The 20,755-nt window shown below is 57.7% G+C and carries 12 protein-coding genes, 1 tRNA gene and 1 pseudogene; all 14 read left to right on the forward strand.

Going from position 1 to position 20,755, the window contains the following annotated elements; genetic code table 11:
• The first annotated feature begins 72 nt into the window (after positions 1 to 72).
• Positions 73 to 1,275 carry an MFS transporter gene (locus GUC22_RS01070; protein WP_064343309.1) on the forward strand — a complete coding sequence of 401 codons (1,203 nt, stop codon included), beginning with the start codon at positions 73 to 75 and terminating at the stop codon, positions 1,273 to 1,275.
• Between the two features lie 241 nt (positions 1,276 to 1,516).
• The gene (eptB, locus tag GUC22_RS01075; RefSeq protein WP_004137822.1) at positions 1,517 to 3,205 is read left to right on the forward strand and encodes a kdo(2)-lipid A phosphoethanolamine 7''-transferase; all 1,689 of its coding nucleotides are present in this window, start codon (positions 1,517 to 1,519) and stop codon (positions 3,203 to 3,205) included.
• An 89-nt stretch (positions 3,206 to 3,294) separates the two neighbouring features.
• Positions 3,295 to 3,371, forward strand: a tRNA-Pro gene (locus GUC22_RS01080).
• A 649-nt stretch (positions 3,372 to 4,020) separates the two neighbouring features.
• Positions 4,021 to 5,628 (forward strand): dipeptide ABC transporter periplasmic-binding protein DppA, encoded by a 1,608-nt coding sequence (dppA, locus tag GUC22_RS01085; RefSeq protein WP_024359760.1) that lies wholly within the window; start codon positions 4,021 to 4,023, stop codon positions 5,626 to 5,628.
• A gap of 107 nt (positions 5,629 to 5,735) precedes the next feature.
• The gene (gene dppB / locus GUC22_RS01090; protein WP_004126390.1) at positions 5,736 to 6,755 is read left to right on the forward strand and encodes a dipeptide ABC transporter permease DppB; all 1,020 of its coding nucleotides are present in this window, start codon (positions 5,736 to 5,738) and stop codon (positions 6,753 to 6,755) included.
• A gap of 9 nt (positions 6,756 to 6,764) precedes the next feature.
• Positions 6,765 to 7,667, forward strand: a complete 903-nt coding sequence (gene dppC, locus GUC22_RS01095) for a dipeptide ABC transporter permease DppC (protein WP_004126388.1) — start codon at positions 6,765 to 6,767, stop codon at positions 7,665 to 7,667.
• A 10-nt stretch (positions 7,668 to 7,677) separates the two neighbouring features.
• On the forward strand, positions 7,678 to 8,661 hold the full coding sequence (gene dppD / locus GUC22_RS01100) for a dipeptide ABC transporter ATP-binding protein (protein WP_004126385.1): 984 nt from the start codon (positions 7,678 to 7,680) through the stop codon (positions 8,659 to 8,661).
• Complete coding sequence (dppF, locus tag GUC22_RS01105) at positions 8,658 to 9,671, forward strand: dipeptide ABC transporter ATP-binding subunit DppF (RefSeq protein WP_024359761.1); 1,014 nt, start codon at positions 8,658 to 8,660, stop codon at positions 9,669 to 9,671. The genes dppD and dppF overlap by 4 nt, the downstream gene beginning before the upstream one ends.
• Positions 9,672 to 10,382: 711 nt before the next feature.
• Positions 10,383 to 10,901 carry a cellulose biosynthesis protein BcsO gene (gene bcsO, locus GUC22_RS01110; RefSeq protein WP_049130429.1) on the forward strand — a complete coding sequence of 173 codons (519 nt, stop codon included), beginning with the start codon at positions 10,383 to 10,385 and terminating at the stop codon, positions 10,899 to 10,901.
• Between the two features lies 1 nt (position 10,902).
• Positions 10,903 to 11,695: pseudogene (bcsQ, locus tag GUC22_RS01115) on the forward strand (cellulose biosynthesis protein BcsQ).
• A gap of 20 nt (positions 11,696 to 11,715) precedes the next feature.
• Positions 11,716 to 13,827: a UDP-forming cellulose synthase catalytic subunit gene (gene bcsA / locus GUC22_RS01120; RefSeq protein ID WP_004132651.1), complete on the forward strand. Its 2,112-nt coding sequence runs from the start codon at positions 11,716 to 11,718 to the stop codon at positions 13,825 to 13,827.
• A complete protein-coding gene (gene bcsB / locus GUC22_RS01125; protein WP_024359764.1) occupies positions 13,824 to 16,226 on the forward strand; it encodes a cellulose biosynthesis cyclic di-GMP-binding regulatory protein BcsB in 2,403 nt (800 codons plus the stop codon). The genes bcsA and bcsB overlap by 4 nt, the downstream gene beginning before the upstream one ends.
• Positions 16,223 to 20,275, forward strand: a complete 4,053-nt coding sequence (locus tag GUC22_RS01130; protein WP_116944345.1) for a cellulose biosynthesis protein BcsC — start codon at positions 16,223 to 16,225, stop codon at positions 20,273 to 20,275. Before bcsB ends, GUC22_RS01130 begins: the two co-directional genes overlap by 4 nt.
• Positions 20,275 to 20,751 (forward strand): cellulose biosynthesis protein BcsD, encoded by a 477-nt coding sequence (gene bcsD / locus GUC22_RS01135; RefSeq protein ID WP_024359766.1) that lies wholly within the window; start codon positions 20,275 to 20,277, stop codon positions 20,749 to 20,751. The genes GUC22_RS01130 and bcsD overlap by 1 nt, the downstream gene beginning before the upstream one ends.
• Positions 20,752 to 20,755 lie beyond the last annotated feature (4 nt).

The following is a 20,755-nucleotide window of genomic DNA, read 5'->3' on the forward strand; positions in this document are numbered from 1 at the left end:
CATGCCTTTTTTCCCCAGCCTTAAAGGGGACTTCGTTATGGTGGCGGCAGTTAATTATTCAGGACAACTGCTATGAACGCTGCAAACCGTCAATACACCCGCTGGCTTACGCTGCTTGGCACTATCATTACGCAATTTGCGCTGGGATCGGTTTATACATGGAGTTTGTTCAATAGTTCGCTTTCCGCCAAGCTGGACGAACCGGTCAGCCAGGTGGCGTTCTCATTCGGCCTGTTAAGCCTCGGCCTGGCGCTCTCCTCATCCGTGGCGGGCAAATTACAGGAACGTTTCGGCGTCAAACGCGTCACCATGGCGTCCGGCGTTCTGCTGGGCCTCGGATTCTTCCTGACCGCGCATTCAAACAGCCTGATGATGCTGTGGCTGAGCGCGGGCCTTCTGGTCGGGCTGGCCGACGGCGCCGGCTATCTGCTGACGCTGTCGAACTGCGTCAAATGGTTCCCGGAACGTAAGGGGTTGATTTCTGCTTTCTCTATCGGTGCTTACGGGCTCGGCAGCCTGGGTTTCAAGTTTATTGATTCCCATCTGCTGGCGACGGTCGGTCTGGAAAAAACTTTTATTATCTGGGGCGCAATCGTGCTGGTGATGATCGTTTTTGGCGCGACGCTGATGACAGACGCGCCGAACCACACCGCCTCCGCGAACAATGGCGTGGTCGAAAACGACTTCACCCTCGCCGAATCGATGCGTAAACCTCAGTACTGGATGCTGGCGGTGATGTTCCTGACCGCCTGCATGAGCGGCCTGTACGTGATTGGCGTGGCGAAAGATATTGCCCAGGGGATGGTGCATCTCGATGTGGCGACGGCAGCCAACGCGGTGACGGTGATTTCTATCGCTAACCTGAGCGGCCGTCTGGTTCTGGGCATTCTGTCGGATAAAATGTCGCGCATCCGGGTGATTACCATCGGACAGGTCGTTTCGCTTATCGGTATGGCAGCGCTGCTGTTCGCGCCGCTGAACGCCACGACTTTCTTCGCCGCCATCGCCTGCGTGGCCTTTAACTTCGGCGGCACGATTACCGTCTTCCCATCGCTGGTCAGCGAGTTCTTTGGCCTCAATAACCTGGCGAAAAACTACGGCGTGATTTATCTCGGTTTCGGTATCGGCAGCATCTGCGGTTCGCTGATTGCTTCCCTGTTCGGCGGTTTCTACGTGACCTTCTGCGTCATCTTTGCGCTGCTGATTCTTTCCCTGGCGCTTTCGACGACGATTCGCCAGCCGAAAAGCGAAATTTACCACCAGGCTCATGCCTGAAAGCGGGCGTTATCACGGCCCCGATGATTAATTACCTAAGCTAATAGTGCCAATCCAACCAAATGTTTTGTAAATGTTTGGTTGGATCACATTCCCTCCTGATACTTTTTCCTTCCGCTGTGGTCTACTTATCGCGCTTTGTAGAGGTTTCTTATAACCAAGCTAAACGCACTTTATTAACCTGCTTACTTATATCGCTTAAGTCGGGCGGTTTTATCTCTTCGTTTTCCAGGTTTTTTGCATGAAATACATTAAAACGATGACGCAGCTGAAGCTCAGTATCTGGCTGGCGCTGTACATCGGCTGGTTTATGAACGCTGCCGTATTCTTCCGCCGCTTTGAAGGGTACGCTCAGGAGTTTACCATCTGGAAAGGACTCTCAGGTGCAGTTGAGCTGATTGGGACCTTTCTGGTCACCTTCTTTCTGCTGCGTATTTTGTCGCTGTTTGGCCGCCGGGTCTGGCGCATCCTCGCGACCATCGTCGTACTATTCTCCGCCGCCGCCAGCTATTACATGACCTTCCTGAACGTGGTGATCGGCTACGGGATTATTGCCTCGGTGATGACCACTGACATCGACTTGTCCAGAGAAGTTATCGGCTGGCACCTGATTCTCTGGCTGGTGTTGATGAGCGCGCTGCCGCTGGTGCTTATCTGGAGCAACCGCTGCCGCTTCACGCTGCTGCGTCAAATTCGTACGCCCGGCCAGCGGATGAAGAATATTACTATCGTGCTGCTGGCTGGCCTGATGGTTTGGGGGCCAATTCGTCTGCTGGAGGTTCGCCAGAAGAACTTCGAGCGCAGTTCCGAAGTCGATCTGCCAAGCTATGGCGGGGTGGTGGCTAACTCCTACCTGCCGTCTAACTGGCTCTCAGCGCTGGGGCTTTACGCGTGGGCGCAGGTGGATGAGTCTTCCGATAATAAATCCCTGATCAATCCGGCGAAAAAATTCACCTACGTTGCGCCGCAAGGCCTGGATGATACTTACGTGGTGTTTATCATCGGCGAAACCACCCGCTGGGACCATATGGGCATCCTGGGCTATAACCGCAATACCACGCCTAAGCTGGCGCAGGAGAAAAACCTGGTCGCTTTCCGCGGATACTCCTGCGATACCGCCACTAAGCTGTCGCTGCGCTGTATGTTCGTTCGTCAGGGCGGGGCGGATGATAACCCGCAGCGGACGCTGAAAGAACAGAACGTCTTTGCCGTCCTCCACCAGCTTGGCTTTAGCGGCAACCTGTACGCCATGCAGAGCGAGATGTGGTTCTACAGCAACACGATGGCGAACAACATCGCCTATCGCGAGCAGATTGGCGCTGAGCCGAGTAACCGCGGCAAGAGCGTTGACGACATGCTGCTGGTAGATGAAATGAAGCGCGGGCTGGCGAAGAATCCCAGTGGTAAGCACCTGATTATTCTGCATACCAAAGGGTCGCACTTTAACTATACCCAGCGCTATCCGCGCAGCTTTGCCCAATGGAAGCCGGAGTGCGTTGGCGTCGATAATAAATGCTCGAAGGCTGAGCTGATTAACTCGTACGATAACAGCGTGACCTACGTCGATCACTTTATCGTCAGCGTGCTGGATCAGCTGCGGGATAAGAAGGCGATTGTTTTCTATGCAGCCGACCATGGCGAGTCCATCAACGAGCGCGAACACCTGCACGGGACGCCGCGCAAGATGGCGCCGCCGGAGCAGTTTCGCGTGCCGATGCTGGTGTGGATGTCGGATAAGTATCTGGAGTCGCCTGACCACGCAGCCTCCTTTGCGCGCCTGAAACAGCAGGCGGCAATGAAGGTACCGCGTCGTCACGTCGAGCTGTATGACACCATTATGGGCTGTCTTGGCTATACCTCGCCGGACGGCGGGATTAACCAATATAACAACTGGTGCCACGTTCCTGACGCTGCGGCGAAGAAGGAGTAGCAGAGTGGCGAGTTTCTCGCCGCTTGAGCGAATTTTTCATAATAAGGCATTGACGGGTGTGTATCGCAGCAGTAAGATGCGCCCGCATTCGGTGATTGGCGCAGCCTGGTAGCGCACTTCGTTCGGGACGAAGGGGTCGGAGGTTCGAATCCTCTATCACCGACCAAATTCAAAAAGCCTGCTCAACGAGCAGGCTTTTTTGCGTCTGTCGCCGGTACAGGTGCCCAGCACCGCCTCCGGGAAAATGCGCTCTACCTAAGAGTGTCAGAAAACTCGCCCATTACCCTTTCCTGCCGCCAATTCCCTGTTTTGTGACATCTTCCATTGTATTTTTTTATATATACTCCGATCTTTTTTCGCGAAGCTTATGGATAACTTCAGCATTTTCCGCTGTGCGTTTTAACGTTCACGCTATTTATCGCTCACATATTGGTCACATCGCAAGAAATTTTTACCATTTGGCATAATTGCTTATCACTGGCTGCCGGAAAATATTAAGGCGTTTATTCTGCGTACTGGCCGCTAGCATAAATTTCTCTGCTGGAAATAGCGCTTTGCACTTTTTTTAATCTTTGCCTGCCGATTCTCACCCCGGATGTAAAACCAGGTTGGCTGTATTGACGTTTCCCCATTCTGTTGACAGATTGTAGGGCATGAGGGGCATTTCATGGAGAATCCGTACTGCAACTCAGTCGTTTTTGCGAAAGGAATCCCCATCTCTCTCAATGCCTTCGGGCACCACCGACCGGACCGGGTAAAACATAAATAAAGGTCTGGCGGATATATGCAAACAACATCACATTTGGAGCAGAATAATGAGTATTTCCTTGAAAAAATCAGGGATGCTGAAGCTTGGTCTGAGCCTGGTTGCCATGACCGTTGCAGCAAGCGTACAAGCGAAGACCCTGGTTTATTGTTCAGAAGGTTCGCCGGAAGGCTTTAACCCGCAGCTCTTCACCTCTGGTACCACCTATGACGCCAGCTCAGTGCCGATTTATAACCGCCTGGTAGAATTCAAAACCGGCACCACGGAAGTGATTCCGGGCCTGGCTGAGAAATGGGAAGTTAGCGAAGACGGGAAAACCTATACCTTCCATCTGCGTAAAGACGTGAAGTGGCAGGATAATAAAGATTTTAAACCGACTCGCACGCTGAACGCCGATGACGTTGTCTTCTCTTTCGACAGACAAAAAAATACCAACAACCCGTACCATAAAGTGTCTGGCGGCAGCTATGAATACTTTGAAGGCATGGGGTTACCTGACCTGATTAGCGAAGTGAAGAAAGTGGACGATAATACCGTCCAGTTCGTGCTGACCCGTCCGGAATCGCCGTTCCTTGCCGATCTCGCCATGGACTTCGCCTCTATTCTGTCAAAAGAGTATGCCGACAACATGCTGAAAGCCGGTACGCCGGAGAAAGTGGACCTCAACCCAATCGGTACCGGCCCGTTCCAGCTGCTGCAGTACCAGAAAGACTCCCGTATTCTCTATAAAGCCTTCCCGGGCTACTGGGGCGCCAAGCCGAAAATCGATCGCCTGGTCTTCTCCATCACCCCTGATGCTTCCGTGCGCTACGCTAAGCTGCAGAAAAACGAATGCCAGATTATGCCGTACCCGAACCCGGCAGACATCGCGCGCATGAAGCAAGACAAGAACATCACTCTGCTGGAGCAGCCGGGCCTGAACGTGGGCTACCTCTCTTTCAATACCGAGAAGAAGCCGCTGGATGATGTCAAAGTTCGCCAGGCGCTGACCTACGCGGTAAACAAAGAAGCGATTATCAAAGCCGTTTACCAGGGCGCAGGCCAGGCCGCGAAGAACCTGATCCCGCCGACCATGTGGGGGTATAACGACGACATTAAAGATTACACTTACGATCCAGAGAAAGCGAAAGCGCTGCTGAAAGAAGCCGGTCTGGAAAAAGGCTTCACCATCGACCTGTGGGCAATGCCGGTACAGCGTCCGTATAACCCGAACGCGCGCCGTATGGCTGAGATGATTCAGGCTGACTGGGCTAAAGTTGGCGTCCAGGCCAAGATCGTCACTTACGAGTGGGGTGAATACCTGAAGCGGGCGAAAGCGGGCGAACACCAGACCGTCATGATGGGCTGGACCGGCGACAATGGGGATCCGGATAACTTCTTCGCCACCCTGTTCAGCTGCGCGGCGGCAAAAGACGGTTCTAACTACTCCCGCTGGTGCTACAAGCCGTTTGAAGATCTGATTCAGCCGGCTCGCGCCACCGATGACCACAACAAACGCATTGAGCTGTACAAACAGGCTCAGGTCGTGATGCACGATCAGGCTCCGGCGCTGATTGTCGCTCACTCCACCGTCTATGAGCCGGTGCGTAAAGAGGTCAAAGGCTACGTGGTCGATCCATTAGGTAAACACCACTTCGATAACGTCTCTATCGAATAATAACAGCGTGTTTCCCCTCTCCCCGCCTTGGGGAGAGGGAATTGACATTTGTGAGCAATACAGACGTCCTGTCACCAGGCGGGCCGTCTCCAGAGAGAATCCGGGTTATGTTGCAGTTCATTCTCCGACGTTTGGGACTTGTCATCCCAACATTTATCGGTATTACCCTTCTCACTTTCGCCTTCGTTCATATGATCCCCGGCGACCCGGTGATGATTATGGCGGGCGAACGTGGTATTTCCCCTGAACGTCACGCGCAGCTGCTGGCCGAAATGGGCCTCGATAAGCCAATGTGGCAGCAGTACGTCAACTATATTTGGGGCGTGATGCACGGTGATTTGGGCATCTCGCTGAAAAGCCGTATTCCCGTCTGGGAAGAGTTCGTGCCGCGCTTTAAGGCCACCATGGAGCTGGGCGTCTGCGCGATGATTTTTGCCATCATCGTCGGGATCCCGGTGGGTGTGCTGGCGGCGGTCAAACGCGGCTCTATCTTCGACCACACCTCCGTAGGCCTCGCGCTGACCGGCTATTCCATGCCTATCTTCTGGTGGGGGATGATGCTGATCATGCTGGTGTCGGTACAGCTTAACCTGACGCCGGTTTCCGGACGTATCAGCGATACCGTCTTCCTTGACGATACCCTGCCGCTGACCGGATTTATGCTGATCGATACCGCGATTTGGGGCGAGCCGGGCGACTTTATTGATGCGGTGATGCATATGATCCTGCCCGCCGTGGTGCTGGGGACGATTCCCCTGGCGGTGATCGTGCGTATGACCCGTTCGTCGATGCTGGAAGTGCTGGGCGAGGATTATATCCGTACCGCGCGCGCGAAAGGCCTGACGCGAATGCGGGTGATCGTCGTTCATGCTTTACGCAACGCGATGCTGCCGGTGGTCACGGTTATCGGCCTGCAGGTCGGTACGCTGCTGGCGGGGGCTATCCTGACCGAAACCATCTTCTCCTGGCCGGGCCTTGGCCGCTGGCTGATTGATGCGCTGCAGCGCCGCGACTATCCGGTGGTGCAGGGCGGGGTGCTGCTGGTGGCGACGATGATTATTCTCGTCAACCTGCTGGTCGACCTGTTGTACGGCGTGGTGAACCCGCGTATCCGGCATAAGAAGTAAGGGGCCATCATGTCACAAGTTACTGAAAATAAAGTTGTCGCCGCACCGGTGCCAATGACCCCTTTGCAGGAGTTCTGGCACTATTTTAAACGCAACAAAGGCGCCGTCGTGGGGCTGGCCTACGTCGCGGTGATGATTATCATCGCCGTCTTCGCCAACTTCATCGCGCCCTATAACCCGGCGGATCAGTTCCGCGATGCGCTGCTGGCCCCGCCGTTCTGGCAGGAAGGCGGCAGCGTAACCCACCTGCTCGGCACCGATGACGTCGGTCGCGATATCCTGTCGCGCCTGATGTACGGCGCGCGCCTGTCGCTGCTGGTTGGCTGTCTGGTGGTGGTGCTGTCGCTGATCCTCGGCGTGGTGCTCGGCCTGATTGCTGGCTATTTTGGCGGCGTGGTTGACTCGGTCATTATGCGCGTTGTCGATATTATGCTGGCCCTGCCGAGCCTGCTGCTGGCGCTGGTGCTGGTGGCCATCTTCGGCCCATCCATCGTCAACGCCTCGCTGGCGCTAACCTTTGTCGCCCTGCCGCACTACGTGCGTCTGACCCGCGCCGCGGTGCTGGTGGAAGTCAACCGCGACTACGTGACCGCTTCTCGGGTGGCGGGCGCGGGGGCGATGCGTCAGATGTTCATCAACATTCTTCCCAACTGCCTTGCGCCGCTGATTGTTCAGGCGTCGCTGGGCTTCTCTAACGCCATTCTCGATATGGCCGCTCTTGGCTTCCTTGGCATGGGTGCGCAGCCGCCGACACCGGAGTGGGGCACGATGCTCTCCGACGTGTTGCAGTTCGCGCAGAGCGCCTGGTGGGTCGTCACCTTTCCGGGTGTCGCTATCCTGCTGACGGTGCTGGCATTTAACCTGATGGGTGACGGTCTGCGTGACGCGCTCGATCCCAAACTGAAGCAGTAAGAGGTTCGAGATGGCGTTATTAAATGTAGATAAACTCTCGGTGCACTTCGGCGACGAAGGGACGCCGTTCCGCGCCGTAGACCGCGTAAGCTACAGCGTAAACCAGGGCGAAGTGGTCGGTATCGTCGGCGAGTCCGGCTCGGGCAAATCGGTCAGTTCGCTGGCGATTATGGGGCTGATTGACTATCCCGGCCGGGTGATGGCGGAAAAGCTGGAGTTTAACGGTCGCGACCTGAAGCGCATTTCCGAAAAAGAGCGTCGCCAGCTGGTGGGCGCGGAAGTGGCGATGATCTTCCAGGACCCGATGACCAGTCTGAATCCGTGCTATACCGTCGGCTACCAGATTATGGAAGCCATCAAGGTCCATCAGGGCGGTAATAAGAAAACGCGTATTCAGCGGGCGATTGACCTGCTGACGCTGGTGGGGATCCCCGACCCGGCTTCACGTCTCGATGTCTATCCGCACCAGCTTTCCGGCGGCATGAGCCAGCGCGTGATGATCGCGATGGCGATTGCCTGTCGGCCAAAGCTGCTCATTGCCGATGAACCCACGACGGCGCTGGATGTCACCATTCAGGCGCAGATCATCGAGCTGCTTCTGGAGCTGCAGCAGAAAGAGAATATGGCGCTGATCCTGATTACCCACGATCTGGCGCTGGTGGCCGAAGCGGCGCACAAAATCATCGTCATGTACGCCGGCCAGGTAGTGGAAACCGGCGATGCGAAGGATATCTTCCGCGCCCCGCGCCACCCCTATACGCAGGCGCTGCTGCGCGCGCTGCCGGAGTTCGCTCAGGATAAAGCTCGCCTCGCCTCGCTGCCGGGCGTGGTGCCGGGTAAATATGACCGTCCGAGCGGCTGCCTGCTCAACCCGCGCTGCCCGTATGCAACGGACAAATGCCGCAGTGAAGAACCTGAACTGAACCTGCTTAACGGCGGTCGTCAGTCAAAATGTCATTACCCACTTGATGATGCCGGGAGGCCAGGGCTATGAGTACGCATGAGGCCACCACGCAACAGCCTCTGTTGCTGGCCACCGATCTGAAGAAATACTATCCGGTGAAGAAGGGGCTATTTGCGCCGGAACGCCTGGTCAAAGCGCTGGACGGCGTCTCGTTTACCCTTGAACGCGGTAAAACGCTGGCGGTCGTGGGGGAGTCCGGCTGCGGTAAATCGACGCTCGGCCGTCTGCTGACGATGATTGAAATTCCTACCGGCGGCGAGCTCTATTATCAGGGACAGGATCTGCTTAAGCACGATCCGCAGGCGCAGAAGCTGCGCCGGCAGAAAATCCAGATTGTGTTCCAGAACCCCTACGGTTCGCTGAACCCGCGTAAAAAGGTGGGGCAGATTCTGGAAGAGCCGCTGCAGATCAACACCAGCTTAAGTAAGGAGCAGCGCCGGGAGAAAGCGCTGGCGATGATGGCCAAAGTGGGCCTGAAAACGGAACACTACGACCGCTATCCGCATATGTTCTCCGGCGGCCAGCGTCAGCGTATCGCCATCGCCCGCGGTCTGATGCTTGACCCGGACGTGGTGATCGCCGACGAACCGGTCTCCGCGCTGGACGTTTCGGTGCGCGCGCAGGTGCTGAACCTGATGATGGATCTGCAGCAGGATCTGGGGCTTTCTTACGTCTTTATCTCCCACGATCTGTCGGTCGTGGAGCACATCGCGGATGAAGTGATGGTGATGTACTTAGGCCGCTGTGTGGAAAAAGGGTCGAAGGATCAAATCTTCAACAACCCGCAGCATCCGTACACTCAGGCGCTGCTGTCGGCTACGCCGCGCCTGAACCCGGATGACCGCCGCGAGCGCATCAAGCTGACCGGCGAACTGCCGAGCCCGCTGAATCCGCCGCCGGGCTGCGCGTTTAACGCCCGCTGTCGTCGCCGTTTTGGCCCATGCACCCAGCTTCAGCCGCAGCTGAAGGATTACGGCGGCCAGCTGGTGGCCTGTTTTGCCGTCGATGAAGATCAAAACGGCGAGAAGCCGCTGAGCTGATTGACACCGCTGATAACCAAAGCCGAAGCCTGCGCATCGGCTTTTTTTTAGCCATTATTCAGCGCCGATGGAACAATCTACAACGAACAATGACGCTGCCGTACGCCAGAGGAAATGTTATCGCTGAAAGTTAAGCTAACTCCATGAATATATTTTATTTTATCATCATTATTACTTTTCTGGTTGCGCATAAGCGGCAAGAGTGATTCACAAAACTGTTCTTTGTTGTTCGGTCAACGCTTTATATTCCTGGTTTTTAGATAACATCCTGAGCTATTTATTTTACGGCGGAACATTATTTATTATTTTAATTAAGCGCGGGGAGTGATTTCTAAACGCCTTAAAAAATATTAAAATGTATTCTCTTTAGCCGTCGGCTGGCGTGTATTACGCCGTTTTTTAAAATTAAGGCAGTATAAAAAACTACTCTCTGCGAATAGCCTGGCAGGCTGCGGGGGGAATGACGGCGTCGCCGCCCAAAAAATGGGGCTATCATTTTGAAAAAGAGCTGTTAGTGTAGCCGCACTATCCCTATGGAATTACACCAACCTGACTTATCCAAATAATCAAATCGCGACTAAAGTTAGCGTATTGTGACGGTCGTAACGCCGGGTAAATGCCCAAAAAACAACAAATTAAACTATGCTTTAGCGGCGTAGAATGACAATTAAAACAGATTAAATATGATGTATTTAAATCATGAGGTTATCTATGAACCATTATGATGATTTGCAGCGCTTCAAGGAAAAGACGCGGACACACAGTCTAAAATTCAAGGACCTCTCATCAGAAGCCGCCGCCGGTGAAAAAGGGGATTGGGTTATTCTCAATCAACTTATTCCCGCGGAGGAAGAGTCTTCTTTGGCAATGGGGGGATCGGTCTCCCTACCTGTGCCGCAGCGGGTTCCTGCCGATATGTTTCATCAGGTGGAGCGCGCTGTCGTTCAAACCGCCCCTGCGCCATCTGCGCCGGCGCCAGCGTTGAGTATCCCGCCTTCCGCGCCGCAGCCTGTTCCCGTGACGGACAGGATGGCCGTAGTGCCCGCGGCGCCGGTTTCTCCACCTGCTGCTCAGCCGATACCTGTCCCTCCGGCCAGGCCTCGTCCGGCGATAGCGCCGACGGCGGAAGGGTTTGCCCATCTCTTTGCGACAAAAACCGCAGAGCCGGTAGCAAAAGATAAAGATCAGTCACTGAAATCACTCCTGGAGAGGATCGCGACATGCCGTTGATCTGCGTGTGTTCACCGAAAGGCGGCGTAGGAAAGACGACCCTGGCGGCAAATCTGGCCTGGGCGCTGGCCCGCGCAGGCAGCAAAGTTCTGGCCCTCGATTTTGATGTGCAGAACGCCCTGCGCCTGCATTTTGGCGTCCCGCTTAGCGATGAGCGCGGCTATGTCGCGAAAGCGCTGGAGCTCCATGACTGGAGCCAGTGCGTATTAAGCGCCGGCAGCAATATTTTCGTCTTGCCCTACGGCGACGTGAGTGAAGCCCAGCGGCAGTCCTTTGATGAACGTTTGACCCACGACGAGCATTTCCTGACGCGCGGCCTGGCGGCATTACTCAACTATCCGGGGCTGATTACCATCGCCGACCTGCCGCCGGGCCCTTCGCCCGCGCTGAAGGCGCTCACTTCGCTTGCCGACCTGCATCTGGTACCGCTGCTGGCGGATACCGCTTCAATGTCCGTGCTGTCGCACGTCGACAATCAGCGGTTGACCGGGGGTGAGCTCAACCATAAACACGGACACTATTTTGTGATTAACCAGAGCGATAACCGTCGCCAGGTGAGTCGCGATGTCACGGCGTTGATGGAAGAAAAGCTGGGCGATCGTCTGCTGGGCATCATCCATCGTGATGAAAGCGTGGTGGAAGCGAATGCTTCCCAGAAGTCGATCCTTGACTTTAATTCATCCTCCGCAGCCGCCTTTGATATTGAAATTATTGCCAAAAAAATTTCTGCGCTGTTGGGTATCAATATTGGTGACGGCAAGGTGCATAGCCAGCCTCGCAGGTCAGGGCTTTAATTTAATTGCAGGGCTGCTGAATGAAAAAGACGCTTTTCTGGTTGCTGGTACTGGTGCTTTCGCCGATTGCCGTGCTGGTGGTGATCACCCCGATGGACAGCCAAAAGCAGTATATTTTTGGCCTGCTGAGCATCGGTATTCTTTTCCTGATGGGATTCAGTAAAAATCGCAGCGTTTCCGTCATCATGGTGGTGACATCGCTGCTGATGTCGACCCGTTATATGTATTTCCGTCTGACGCAGACCCTGCATTTTAACTCCACCATCGAAGCGATTCTGGGGATGGGGCTGTTTCTGGCGGAAGTCTATATCTGGGTGATGCTGCTGCTTAACTACCTGCAAACGGTCTGGCCGCTAAAGCGTGAAATCGTGCCGCTGCCGGATGATATGAGCAAGTGGCCGACGGTCGATATCTATATTCCCAGCTATAACGAACCGCTTGAAGTGGTGCGTGATACCGTGCTCGCTGCGCAATGCATTGATTACCCAAAAGATAAATTAAAAATCTATTTACTGGATGACGGGAAGCGCAATGAATTTGCGGTCTTCGCCGCCGACGTTGGGGTTGGGTATATCACCCGTAACGACAACAAACACGCCAAGGCGGGCAACCTCAACCACGCGATGACGCTGACCCACGGCGAGCTTATCTGCGTGTTTGACTGCGACCACGTGGCAACCCGCGTCTTCCTGCAGGCGACGGTGGGCGGATTCCTCAACGACCCGATGCTGGCGCTGGTGCAGACGCCGCATTATTTCTACTCGCCGGATCCCTTTGAGCGCAACCTCTCCGTTGGCCGCAATATTCCTAACGAAGGGATGCTGTTTTATGGCCCGATTCAGCAGGGGAACGACAACTGGAACGCGACCTTCTTCTGCGGCTCCTGCGCCGTCATTCGCCGCGCCGCGCTGGAGCAGATCGGCGGCTTTGCGGTTGAGACCGTGACCGAAGATGCCCATACTGCGCTGAAGTTCCAGCGTCTGGGCTGGAAGTCGGCATTCCTCGATATCCCTCTGGCGGCGGGTTTAGCTACCGAACGCCTGGTGGTGCACGTCATTCAGCGTACCCGCTGGGCGCGCGGGATGACGCAAATTTTCCGTCTGGATAACCCGCTGCTGGGCCGCGGGCTGACCTTTCAGCAGCGCCTGTGCTACCTCAGCGCCATGCTGTACTACCAGTTCGCCCTGCCGCGCGTGGTCTTTGTCACCGCGCCGCTGGCCTACCTGCTATTTAACCTCAATATTATCTACTCCTCGGCCAGCCTGATCGTCTCTTACGCGCTGCCGCATCTGTTCCTCGCGATCTATGTCGGCTCGCGCATGAACGGTCGCTATCGCTACAGCTTCTGGGGGGAAATCTACGATATCGTGCTGGCGTTCCACCTGGTGCTGCCGACGCTGGTGACGATGATTTTCCCCAAACGCGGGAAATTCAACGTGACCGATAAAGGCGGCCTGCTGGACGTGGGCTACTTCGACTTTACCGTCGTCAGGCCGCACCTGGTCGTTGCCTGTCTGCTGGGCCTGGGCGTGATATTCGGTATTGTCCGCGCCATCGGCCATGACTACTTTGGCTCAGACCCGAACGTTATCGCGCTGAACGTCGGTTGGGGGATTTATAGCCTGATCTTCCTGCTGGCCGCGATTGCGGTGGCGCGCGAAACCCGTCAGGTGCGAAAAACGATTCGTATTGACGTCGATATCCCGGTGCTTATCCACTACGCCAGCGGCATTGTCTCCCGCAGCCACACCGCGGACCTGTCAATGGGCGGCTGTCGCGTTAGCGCGCCGGATAACCGTCACCTGCAGGATGAAATTGAAGAGATTGAGCTGATCCTCCAGTCCGGGGCGATCTCGATTCCGGTACGCCAGATCACCGCCGACGAGCGCTTTATCCGCCTGCAATTTGATGAAAATATTCAGCTTTCCCGCCGCCGCGAACTGGTGCGCGTGGTGCTGGCTCGCGCCGATGCGTGGATTAACCCGCCGCGTCCGCAGGATAACCCGTTCCGCTCTTTTGCCACCATTTTGCGCTGCGTGTTTGAACTGTTCTGGCTGACGTGGAAAACGCGCCGCAGCCAGCGTCGCCAGCCGCCTGCGGCCAATCCCGCGCAGGAGGATGGTAGCTTATGAAACGCTTAACGACGCTTGCGCTGCTGGCCGGGATGCTCTCTGCGCCGACGCTGCATAGCGAGGAAACGCCCGCTGACGCATTGCCGCAGCTTAACTTTCCGCTATCCGGGGCGGAAGCCGACGGCGCATCGGCGGCCGAGGCGAATTCGCCCGCCGCAACGGAGCCCGCGCCGGCAAACGTCGATCAGCCGGCTTCGCTGCCCGCGATGCCGCCGTCGGTCGCAGCCGGCATTCCTGATACGGTACCGCTAACGCCGATTGTCGGCGGTAATCTGAACCTGACGCAGATGGGTATGCCGGACGGTATCATCCTTAGCGGCGGACAAAACCAGGGCGGCGCCAGCTTTACGCTGCCCTCCGATCAGGTGGTGACCCACGCCCAGCTGATGCTGGAGGTTAAGGTCTCGCCGGAGATGGCGGCCCGCAACGCCACGCTGCAGTTAATGCTCAACGGCCAGCCGCTCGGCACGCTGCCGCTGGGCGCGGACGGCGAGGAGATCTCGCACTATCAGCTGGATATTCCGGCGGCGCTGATGGTCTCCAGCAACAACCTGAGCTTTAAGATTAACGACGGCGATGCGATGCAGTGCCGGCTCGATATTCACGACACCTCGCGGGTGACTATTTTGCCCGCCTCGCACTTTAGCTGGGAGAGCCAGCAGCTCAATATCAGCAACGATTTAAGCCACTTCCCGCGGCCATTTTTCGACAGTATGCAGATGACGCCGGCGGATATCGCTATCGCTTATCCGGAGAAATCGACGGCGGACATCTTTAGCGCTGCGGCGCTGGTGTCGTCGTGGCTGGGTATTCAGGCCGATTATCGCGGTATCGCCTTTGACGCGCTGCGCGATCGCCTGCCCGAGAAGCACGGCATTATCATCGGCCACCCCGGCGATCGGGTGGGCGGCCTGACGCTGCCGCAAACCGACAAGCCGCTGCTGCGGATCGTTGAGAATCCCGGCAACCCGGCCTATAAGCTGCTGCTGATCGTCGGGCAGAATGACGCCGCGCTGCGGATGGCCGCCTGGCGCCTGACCCGCGGTGATTTCGCCCTGCAGACGGCCAGTATGGAGGTTGATCCGCAGGCGATTCCCGTCGGCAAGCCGTACGATGCCCCGCGCTGGATCGCCACCGATCGGCCGGTAAAAATCAGCGAGCTGATCCGCCAGGATCAAAGTATGACCGTCAGCGGCGTGTGGCATGAGCCGCTGCGCGTCGCCTTCCGCGCCGCGCCGGATCTCTATCTGTGGGATGGCGAAACCATTCCGTTGCAGATTGGCTATCGTTTCCCGTCGGAGAGCTGGATTAACGAGGACAAGTCGCTGCTGAGCGTGACGCTCAACAACACCTTCCTCAACAACCTGCCGATGAACAAACAGGGGCCGCTGGAGAAGCTCTGGCGTCACCTGGGCGGCGATGCGCGTCAGGAGCGTTTTACGATCCCGCTGGCGCCGTATCTGATTTACGGCGATAACCAGCTGTCGCTCTATTTTAATCTGGTGCCGAAGGATAGCGCTCCCTGTTCAGTGCTGCTGAACAGCACGATCAAGAGCCGCATTACCGACGACTCGTGGATCGATTTGAGCGGCACGCGGCACTTCTCGCTGTTGCCGAATCTCTCCTACTTTGTCGGCGCGTCGTTCCCGTTCTCCCGGCTAGCGGATTACTCGCAAACCACGCTGCTGCTGCCGGAGCGGCCTTCGGAAACCCAGGTCGCGATGATGCTGAATCTGGCCGCCCGCTCGGGGAACTCGACCGGCAAAGCGCTGGCCAATAACCGCGTGATGCTGGGCGTTCCTGACGACGCCGCCAATTCGCCTTTCCTGCGCGATCGCGATGTGCTGGCGGTGAGCGCGCTTGACCAAAAAGTGTTTAACCAGCGCCTGCTGGCCGACTCTCCCTATAATCCGGTCGAAAACCTGCTGAGCGTGCGTGAACCGGCGCTATGGGCGAAAATTCAGCGCCGGCTGAGCGGCGACTGGGCCTCCGACGGCGTGGATGCCGATCGCTATTTCTCCTCCAGCAGCGCCTGGCGAGGGTTTATCAGCTATCGCTCGCCGTGGAATCCGCAGCGAGTGGTGGTGGTGGCGATGGCCAGCAGCGACGATCAGCTGGCGAAACTCGAAGACGACCTTAATTCACCGCGCATCAATGCCGGTATTCGCGGCGATACGGCGGTGATTACCAGCGATAACGGCGTGCGTAGTTTCCAGGTCAGTACGCCGTTCCCCAGCGGCCAGATGCCGTGGTACATGATGGCGGTTTGGTACGCCAACCAGCACTCCGGACTGCTGGCGGTGCTGGGGTTAATCGCCACATCGATTCTGGGACTGGCGCTGACCGCCATGTTTAAACGTCATGCCCGTAAGCGCCTGGAGTCGGGAGAGAGCCAATGAAAAGAGTCAGCAGAATGAATAATAAGGCGGCCCGTCAATTTTCCACGCTGTGCCTGTCCGGCGCGCTGACGCTGGGCGCGTTTGGCGAGGCGCAGGCGGCGGGTAACGATGCGGCGCTACAGGCGCTTTTTGCCCAGGCCAACTACTGGCATGAAAAATCCCACGATGAGCTGGCGATGGAATCGCTGCAAAAAGTGTTATCGGTGGATGCCAATAACGCTCAGGCGCTGTACCTGATGGCGCTGTGGGCGCAGCAGGGGGGCAACCTGCAGGCCGCGGCCCAGTGGCGGGCGCGGCTGGAGAAAGCGGCGCCCAACAGTCCCGGCTTGCAGGATCTGGATAGCGCCAAAAAAATGGCCCAGGTCCCCCAGGGACAGCTAAACCTGGCAAGACAGCAGGCGCGCAGCGGCAACGTGCCCGCCGCGCTGGCGACCTGGCGGAGTATGTTTAACGGTAACGTTCCGCCTTCCGGTCTGGCGGCGGAATACTACATGACGATGGCCAGCGACAAGTCGCTCTATTCGCAGGCGGTGAGCGAACTGCGTCAGTATGTCGCTCAGCATCCGCAAGAGAACGGGCCGCGCGTAGCCCTGGGTAAGGCGCTGACCTGGCGCGAAGAGACCCGGCGGGAAGGGATCGCTATGCTGGAGCCGATGGCCAGCGGCAGCAAAGAGGCCGATGCCGGGCTGCGCCAGGCGCTGCTGTGGATGGGGCCGCAGCCGGGGGATGAACCGTTTTACGATACCTGGATGCAGCGCCACCCGCAGGATAGCGAAGTGCAAAACTACTTCCGTGAACGGCGCAGCGGCCAGGCGCGCGGTCAGGGCTACTCTGACCTGAACAGCGGCAATACCGCCGCGGCGAAGCAGCAGTTTGAACAGGTCCTGCAAACCAATCCGCAGGACGCTGACGCGCTTGCCGGGATGGGCTATATCGCCCAGCGCAGCGGCGATTTTCAGGCGGCCTCTCAATATTTGAGCCGGGCGGCGGATCTCGGCGGCGAGAGTTCTGAAACCCGGCGCCAGCAGGCGGCGGATGCGCTGTTTTACGGCCAGCTCGCGCAGGCGCAGCAGGCCTGGAAGCAAGGCAATATTAGCCAGGCGCTGGCGCTCTCCGCGCCGCTGGCGCAGCAGAGCGGGGCCCAGGGCTCGGCGGCGAAACTGTTCCGCGCCGACGTTCTGCGGCACAACAAAGATCTGCCCCAGGCCGAACAAACGCTGCGGGCGCTGCTTAACGACCAGCCGCAAAATGGCCCCGCCCGGGAGAATCTCTATTACGTTTTGCGTGAACAGAATAAAACCGCGGAAGCCCAGGCGATGCTGCGAACGCTGCCGGAAAGCCTGCAGCAAAAACTGCAGCCGCGCGTGGTCACCGGGACGCCCGGAGACTCGCTGCGTCGGCAGGCGCAGGAGCAGGCCAGCGGCGGAAACGTGACCGGGGCAATCGCCACGCTGCGCCAGGGCATTTCTCGTTATCCGGACGATGCGTGGATGCGCCTCGATCTGGCCCGACTGCTGCAAAAGTCCGGTAACGACGGCGAGGCGAACGCGATCATGGGCGCCGCGTATCGTCCCGGCGCCAGCAGTAACTCCTTATACGCCGCGGCCCTTTTCGCCAGCGAGAACGGCGGCTGGCAGCAGGCGCAAACGCTGCTGGCGAGAATTCCTCCCGCCAGCCAGACCAGCCAGATGCGCGATTTACATCAGCGGGTGAACTACAACCTGCAGCTGGCGACGGCGCAGGACTATCTGGCGCAGGGGAATACCGTCGCGGCTTCCAATACGCTAAGGGCGATGGCCGCGACGCCGCCAAAAGCCCCGGCGGATGTGGGTAAACTGGCGCGCCTGCTGGCCCAGAGCGGCGATGTGACCACCGCGGTATCGCTGGTGCGCAACAGTATTAACGGCGGTATCTCGGGCAATGCCGGGGATTACGCAGACCAGGTGACGGTGCTTAACCAGGCAGGCCTGACTAACGAAGCGCAGAGGCTGCTCACCAACCCGCAGCTGCAGGCGAGCAGTACGCCGACGCAGCTGGCCAGTATCCGCAACGGCTATGTGATTAACGAAGCGGACCACCTGCGCGAGCAGGGCAACTACGCGGCGGCGTATGACAAGCTGATGGGCGCGATGCAAAGCGACCCGCAAAATACCGACCTGATGTTCGCCATGGCGCGTCTCTATCAGAGCGGCAAAATGAATAAAGAGGCCGGGGTCGTCTATGACTACCTGATGACCCGCGATACGCCGACCCAGGACGCGCGCAGCGGAGCTATTGATGTCGCGCTGTCGGCGGGCGATAACGACCGGGCGGCGCAGCTGGCAGGCGGGCTGCGGCCGGATAATTCGCCGGACCGTTTGCTGCTGCTGGCGCGCGTTGCCGAATCGCAGGGGCATCATCAGCAGGCGATGACCTATCTGCGCAGCGCTCGCGGAAGGCTGCTGGGGTTACAGAGCAGCAACGGCACGCAAACGCCGACCGTGGGCGGCGTGCTGGCGGCGGATAATCCGTTTGTCGGCGTCTCGCGTACGCCGGCGGCGACGCGTACCGCTTCCACCTATGGGCAATATATGCCGTGGCAGGTTTCTCAGGTATCGACGGGCGATGGCAGCACGCTGCCGGGGATCCAGCGCACCGATCTGCCGGTCGAAACCGCGCAGACCCGAATGCTGCGCCAGGTGGACACCATGATGGAGACCTTACAGGAAAAAACCGGCACCTGGCTGCAGGGGGGCATGGAGGTTCGCGGCCGCGATGGTGAATCCGGCACCAGCAAGCTGACCGAAATTAAAACCCCCCTGACCTGGTCCTCCTCGCCGTTCGGTGATTCGCGTTTCGACTTTACCGTGACGCCAATTACGTTGAACGCAGGGACGGCAACCGGCGACGCCTGGCGGCGCTATGGCGCGAATCCGCTATCAAACGCGGTCTCCAATATGATCTCCACCGCCACCAGCGAGCAGGCGGCAATTGCGGCGATGACCCCTACCGAGCGCACGACGTACTTTGCCAACAATCCGGGGGCGGAGACATTGAGCGGTCTCGGCACGCTGAATGCTTCAAACTTTAACGCCACCACCAGCAGCGGCATGGAGAATCTGGCGAAGCTCGGCACCTATGACTCCGGGCAGGTCGCCAGCTATCTGGCTTCTTCAAATCTGAAACCTAACGTTGATCAGGCCAGCGGCTCAACCGATTCGCAGAAAGCCAACGGCGTGGAGCTGGCGCTGGCGCTGAGCGGCGACGATTATCGCGTCGATATCGGCAGCACGCCGCTGGGTCAGGATCTGAATACCGTGGTGGGCGGCGTGAAGTGGTCGCCGAAGCTGACCAACTACCTGTCGCTGATTTTTACCGGCGAGCGTCGTTCGCTGACCGATAGCCTGCTCTCCTGGGTGGGGCTGAAGGATTCCTACTCCGGCAAGACCTGGGGACAGGTGACTAAAAACGGCGGTACCCTGCAGCTAAGCTATGACGACGGCGACGCCGGTTTCTACGTCGGCGGCGGGGGCTATAGCTACCTGGGACAAAACGTCGCCAGCAACACCAGCATTAACGCCAACGCCGGGGTTTATCTGCGGCCATACCACGATGAGTATCGTCAGCTGCAGACCGGGTTGAGTATGAGCTACATGGATTACTCGAAAAACCTCAGCTACTTCACCTACGGGCAAGGGGGTTACTTCAGCCCGCAGAACTACGTTAGCGTGTCGCTGCCGGTCAGCCTGACGGAGAAATATGATAACTGGACGATGAAGCTTGGCGGTTCGGTGGGGTATCAATCGTACAGTCAGGATAAGAGCGCCTATTTCCCGACCAACGCCGAGTGGCAGCAGACGCTCGAGACCGCTGTGAGCAACGGTTTTGCCAAAGAGGCGTACTATTCAGCCACGTCGAAGAGCGGCATCGGCTATACGCTGCGCGCCGGTGCGGATTACAAAGTGAATAAACAGATGACGCTCGGCGGCCAGGTGGGCTATGACACCTTTGGCGATTATAACGAGAGCACCGCCGGCCTTTATATCCGCTACATGCTGGGAGATCGCTGATCATGACGGACAATAATAATGCGCTGGTGACGGCCTGGTTTCAGCAGCAGCAAACGCCTGCCGGGTGGTTCGATCTGCTGCTGATTATGGTTGATGGCATGGTCAACAACGCGGGCGAACTGGAGAGTCAGCCCTTTCTGCGGCAAATGGGCGAGGCGCTGGCCGATGAGCATCCGCTGCCGGAGTCGGAGACGATCGGTGAGCTGGAAGCCCATATTAATGCGCAGCTCAGCCGCTTTCAGTGGGGACTGGTGAGCGTTGAGGTGAGCGATGATGGCCTGCGGTTACGCCATCAGGCGCTGCCGGTGAGCCGCGATGAAGCGCGCCGCGTACGCTGGTGTAATGCGTTTTGTGCCATACTCGAGGGGCTTTATTCCCGCTGGCTACAGGGACAGGGCGGCGCGGCGCATGTGGTTTTACAGCGCGAGCGGCTGTTTTCGGTCTCTGACGTTCAGTTTCTTTACTTCCATCCCTGAAGGG

This window comes from Klebsiella sp. MPUS7, from assembly GCF_009905335.1.
In the GTDB taxonomy this organism is placed as follows: Bacteria; Pseudomonadota; Gammaproteobacteria; order Enterobacterales; family Enterobacteriaceae; genus Klebsiella; species Klebsiella grimontii.